Here is a 6,467-nt window from a genome sequence, read left to right as displayed (position 1 = left end):
AGACCGGGGCGCTGCACAGTGATCTCGGGGTAGTGCAGGCAGCTCAGCATCTGGACATCGACACCCATGGCCAGGCGCTGACCAATACCGGCACGCTGCTGGCACTAGGCCATGCCACGATTGACGCTGCGCACGTCAACAACACCACTGGCACGATCAGTGCCGCTGAAGCTTTGACGCTGACCAGCAGTTCGCTGGATAACACCTTCGGCGATATCGGGGCCGCATCGATTGCCATCAACACCCCCAAGGGTGCACTGACCAACGACGGCGGCAACATCATTGCGTCCAAAGGCAACCTGAATCTGAAAAGCGCAGCGCTGCGAAATGAAAAAGGCCGGCTGCAAGCGGCCCGAGATCTGTACCTCGACAGTCAAGGCCAGAGGCTCACAAACACCGGAAAATTGCTGGCGTTCGGTCAGGCCGTTATCAATGCTGGGGACGTCATCAATACCACCGGCACCATCAGCGCTGCCAAAGCATTGACGCTGACCAGCACGTCGCTGGACAACACTGCGGGCGCGATCGGTGCTGCAGCGATCGTTCTCGATGTTCAAGAAGGCCCGCTCACGAACGGCGAAAAGGGCAAGATCATTGCCTCGGAGGGGGGGCTGAGTGTACAAGGCCGTGCGCTGTACAACGGGGATGGTCGACTGCAGGCCGCGCAGGACCTGACGATCGATACCCATGGCCAGGCGTTTACCAGCACCGGCACGCTGCTGTCCCTGGGCAAGGCCACCATTGATGCCGGCATCGTCGACAACACCGGCGGCACTATCAGCGCCGCTGATGCTTTGACGCTCACCAGCACGTCGCTGGACAACACTTCGGGCCAGATCTGTGCTGCATCGATTGCCATCAATACACAGCGCGGCACGCTGATCAACAAGGCCAGCGGCAAGATCATCGCGTCGAACGGTGAGCTGAATGTACAAAGTGGCGCGCTGAACAATGACCAGGGTCTGTTGCAGGCGGCGCAAGCCCTCACGGTCAACACCCACGGGCACGGCATTGCCAACACCAACACCGGTACCTTGAGAGGCTTTCAAGCCAATATCGATGCCGGTCCGGTAAACAATGCCGGCGGCGGTATTGCCGCCGCAACCACCTTGGACCTCAAGTCCAGCGCGCTGGACAACCGTGCAGGCCGAATCAATGCGGCCTCCGCTGCCATCGACACCCGCAAGGGCATGCTGCACAACGACGCCGGACACATCGTGACATCCACCGGCACGCTGGATGTGAAAAGCGGCGTCTTCCACAACGGCAGCGGCATGGTTCATGCGGCCCAGGACCTGGAAATCCGCACCCATGACGAAGCGTTGAATAACAGTGGAACCATGCGGGCGCAGGGCAATGCACGCATTCGTGCCGGCACTTTGGACAACACTGGAGGTCACCTCCTGGCAGGTGGCCCCGACACGGCGGATGCCGAACTCACTGTGACCGCCACGGGCCATGTGAACAACAGCGCCGGGCATATGCTGGCCCGCGGCAACTTGACGCTCACCGCTCCAGCTCTGAACAATAGCCAGGGTGAAATCGGTGCTGGCGGCAAGCTCGATGCCCGCATTGCCGCAGCCGTGATCAACTCCGGTGGCCAGCTCGTGGGCGATGCCGAAGCAGTGTTGAACAGCGCCAACCTGCAAAACGACGAGCAGGCGGTGATCAGCAGCAGCGCCGGCCCGGTCAATATCACGACGGGCGCTTTGAGCAACTATCGCAGCTCTATCACGGCACGGCATGCGACCAGCATCACCAGCCAAGGCCTGGACAATACGCAGGGCACGATCAGCGGCGATTCTCTGACCATCGACACCCAGGGCCAGCAACTGATTAACGCAGATGCCAAGCTGCTTGCCTCGGGGAGCTCGCTGCGCATTGACAGCGGCCACCTCGACAACCGGCGTGGGCGTATCTCCGCCCAGCAAGACGCGGTACTGACCGCCCAGGGCATCCACAATGGCGCCGGCGGCATCTCGGCTCCCACACTGCAAGTCCGCAGCCAGGATACGTCCGGGAACTGGGCTTTGGTGGATAACCAGAGCGGCAGCATGATGGCGGATCAGCACCTGCAGATCGACAGCGGTGCGTTGAACAACACTGCGGGCGCCATCAAGACCACGCGCGCAGACAGTCGGCTGATGCTTGACGGCCACGGCGCGGACATCACCAACCATCAGTCGGGTGAAGACGGCGGCATTGTGAGCGCGGGCGCGCTGGAGGTCAATGCGCATCAAGGCATGGTTCGCAACAGCCGGGGCGGCATTATGGGTGCCGCGGGCGACGCCGAGATCAACGCCGAGCGGATTGAAAACCAGGGCGGCGTGATGGCATCCCACAGCCGGCTGCAAATCACCAGCAATGCGAACACAGGCACCGGCATTGACAACAGCGAGGGCGGACTGCTGCAGTCCCTGGGCGATGTGAAGCTTTACGCAGGTGACGCCGCCATCATGAACACGCGCGGCAGTATCCGCGCGAACAACGGTGTGTTGGTGCAAAGCCGTGGCCATGTGGAAAACGCCTTGGGCAACATCAAGGCGGGCAAGCAGCTGTCCATATTGGACGCGCATGTGGCTTCAGGCGCGCCGCTTTCAAGCGCTCAACAAACCTTGCACAACCGCGGCGGAACGCTGTCTTCCGGCAAAGATCTGGCTATACGGACGAAGGAATTTTCGGGAGCGAGCGGTCTGCAGTCGCAAGGAGACATGCAGTTGGAGATTGCCGCAGATCACACGAATCAAGGGGATATGGATATTGGTGGTCACCTTGGAATTACACTGGGTGGCAATCTCTCCAATCAAGGGGTGATAAGGGGAGGCAAGGGTGTTGCCGTCTCCGCTAGTAATATAGATAACCAGAGTGGCGCGGAAATAAGTTCTGCGGGCCTGATGAAGGTAAATGCGCGCCAAGTGTTGACGAACAGAGGAGTTTTCACGGGTGGTGATGCTCAGATAAATGCAAGGGTTTTGGATAATCCCGGCGAAGGCCTCATTGTTGGCGATCATCTTTCCATTGCCGCTGATAGAATCGATAACCGTGCTGAAGGTGAAAAATCCGGATCAATAATGGCGCGCAAATTGCTGGAAATAGGTGCAGCCGTGGTTAAAAATCAGCATGGTGCATCCATTCGAAGTGATGGAGATATAAGAATAGGTTCCAGTCTCGATGAAAATCGTGTTGCATCTGGGGCAAGTTCAGTCAGTAACCATGGTGCACTAATCGATGCACGCGGGAGTGTTGATTTTTTTTCGGGGGCGGTGCATAACACCAATGCCGGAGTGAAGGTAGTCAAAGATGAGTTTGTGGGAAGCTATCCCGCAGGAAATCTTGTGCAGGTGGAGGGTCGGATGCCTGAGAGCGATGATCAGTACCAAGTGCACCCTCATGGGATATTGATACCTTTTTATTCTACTAAACAAAGAATTGGTGAACTTGGCTTTCCGGAAGGGATGTCCGCGGGAGGAATGTTTAAAATAACCCATCCCGGTCGATTCCTGAAAAATATACCTCTCGCGTGTACGCCGGTGAAGGTTGAAAACAACTATGATGACTCGTGTCACTTGAAGTATGTATATGAGTCGGCAAATTCCATGCGCTTTGCGGAATATGGAATTGAAAAACCGGAAAATTACAATCCAATAGAGCCGTTACCGGGAAATTTTGGCGCCACTTTGAGTGGGAAAGAAGTTTATTGGGGCCCCTCCTCCAATATGGCCGGTTTCGAGGCGGCATTGATTGTCTATGAAAAATCAGTTCAGGCGGCTAAAGATCTGAATAACGTAATTCTTGAAAAAATCAAGAATAATAATAAAGTTGAAGGATTTTGGAGGGATTATAAGAAAATAGTGAACGTGCGCAGCGAGATTTTTAGAGATAGGGTTGAGTCTTCCAAGCCTGCAAAAATCAATGCAGGGCGTAATATCACTGCAGCCGGCGAATTTTATAACGTTGATTCAATCGTGGTGGCGAATGGGGTGGTGTTCATTCCCCATCAGAAAAACCATTCAACAAAAGGCGTGGAAACCACAAAAACCATAGGTTCGCCGATTTCCTATCATTGGAAGTCCAAGAGGGGCGGGAAGGTCAAGCAAGGATCAAAAAAACACTACGAAGTGGCAACCCCTGGTCAGCCTACCGAGCAGCTTAGTCGCATCACCTTTGATTTGCCGACAGGCATATATCAGCAGGGGCACATCGGAGGTGCGACAACTAGTTACGCCATTCCGACAAAAAATGCGGGAAAAAATACGGCATTTGGTCGCGTTGAAGCCAGCCCAGTAGTGCGGATCTCGCAAGGCAGCGAATCGGCTGCCGCTGAGCAAGGTTCTGCGGCCACGAAAATGGGCTCGCTTGTCCTGAATGGACTGCCATGGGCCGATGTCGACCAGCATTTCCACTCCCCAGGCGTGAACGTGCAGCCAGCACAAACCGCACATCCCGTACCGGTGGAGCAGCCTCCACAGATCGGGCAGTCGGCATCGCCATTACGACCCCAATCGGCAAGTGATTTGCCAATTGGTACCTGCGGCATGACCTCAGTTGCAGCGGCAAACATCATCCATAGCGGTTTCACTGGAACCGCTCGCATGGATGTGAATGGTCAAGAGTTGAGCGGAGTTACCTTCCTCGACGTGCAGCCCCACAGCGTGCATGTTGCTGCTGAGAATGTAGTGCCAACGCCAGCCACGCAAGCCGCTGGCGGCGCAATGCCTAGCTCCATCGGTGTCCCGGTTGCCGACGGAATGTTGCTTCCACCTGCTCAGGGAATTGACGCGACAGCGCATCAAATGCCGAACATTGCCATGGCAGCTCCTGCTTTCCCTGAAATGAGCGCGCGTGCACCGGCGGAGGTAAGCGAGCCTGCTGTAACAGCTGCCGCTGGCACCGCGCTGGAGGTTCGAACGACAGCACTGCCGCAGTATCTGCCCGTCGACAGCCTGTACATCATCAACGCCCACCACCCTGACAAGCCGTTGATCGAAACCCATCCTGCGGTCACCAACAGGAAGAGCTGGATGTCATCAGATTTCATGCTTGATGCTTTGAGCATGGACCCCGCGCTGCTGCAAAAGCGCCTGGGTGACGGCTACTATGAGCAGCAACTGATACAACAGCAGGTGGGTCAGCTTACCGGACGACGTTATCTCGGTCATTACACCAACGACGACGAGCAGTACCACGCACTTCTGCAAAATGGCGTCACTGTTGCCCAGGATTACAAGCTGCGTCCGGGCATTGCCCTGAATGCCGAACAGGTGGCCCAACTGACCAGTGATCTGGTATGGCTGGTCCATGAAGACATCACGCTGTCGGACGGTACGGTACAGACAGTGCTGGTGCCCAAGGTATATGTCGTGGCCAAGGTTGGTGACCTGGAGACCTCGGGTGCGCTGATCAGCGGCGACACGGTCTACTCCCAAAGCCGGGAGAACTTCCACAACAGCGGCACCATTGCGGGCCGCCGCGCAGTAGTGATCGAAGCCCACGACATCAACAATATTGGCGGGCGCATCGTCGGCGAATCGGTGGCGCTGCTCGCCGAGCGCGATATCAACGTCGTGGGCGGAACCGTTTCCGCCGCGCTGTCACTTATGGCGAAAGCCGGCAACGACATGAACATGGCTACGACGACCAGCACCAACCGGGGCGGTGACGATGCCAATGGCTGCGCCAACACGAATGTGGATCGCATTGCAGCGCTGATCCTCGAGCCTGTTGATGCGGTCGATGTGCCGCCAGCGCAGCGGAGCTTGGTGCTTGAGGCGGGTAGAAATGCCAACCTCCAGGCGGCACTCATCGCCAACGCGGTCGAAGGCGCAAGCACCTACATCCACGCGGCCAAGGACGTTGTGCTGTCGACCGTCAATATCTCGAATGAGCAGCGCATCACCTGGGACCCACGAAATCTTCTGTCCTTCGGTCAAAGCGAGGAAATGGGTACGGAAATACGAACGTTGGGCCCTACGCGAATCGAAGCCGGCGAAAACTTCGATGCCCGAGCGGCGCAAGTGCACAGCTCGAACGCACTGGAGATCAAGGCGGTACAAGACGCCAAGATTGCCGCTGGTGAGGCATCGCAGTCAGTGGACAGCCGCTCTTATTCGAAGAGCAAAGGCCTGTTCAGCTCAAGCACGTCCACACGAATCAACCAGCGCGATTCCACCCAGTCGCTGGCCAGCAGCCTGAGCGGTGACACGGTTTCGATCACATCGCATCAAGACATCACCGTGCTGGGCAGCAATGTGGGTTCCCAGCACGGCACCATGTTCAAAGCAGAGCGCGACATCAACATCCTGGCGGATTCAGAAACGACCTCCGAAACGAATTTTCATAAAACCACCAAGAGCGGCCTGATCGGCGGAGGTGGGCCTGGCCTAACATTCGGCAGCCAACGGCAAAGCACCGACCGGACAGGAGCCAGCATCACTTTTGCCGCGTCGACAGTGGCCAGTATTGACGGC

General features: G+C 57.0%; 1 protein-coding gene. It reads left to right on the top strand.

The window, feature by feature from the left end; genetic code table 11:
* On the top strand, positions 1-6,467 hold a 6,467-nt coding region (locus tag RR928_RS19255), incomplete at both ends, for a hemagglutinin repeat-containing protein (RefSeq protein ID WP_332683806.1).

Origin of the sequence: Comamonas sp. (assembly GCF_036666375.1) — a bacterium.
Lineage (GTDB): Bacteria > Pseudomonadota > Gammaproteobacteria > Burkholderiales > Burkholderiaceae_C > Comamonas.
This window is presented reverse-complemented; position numbering and strand designations above follow the sequence as displayed.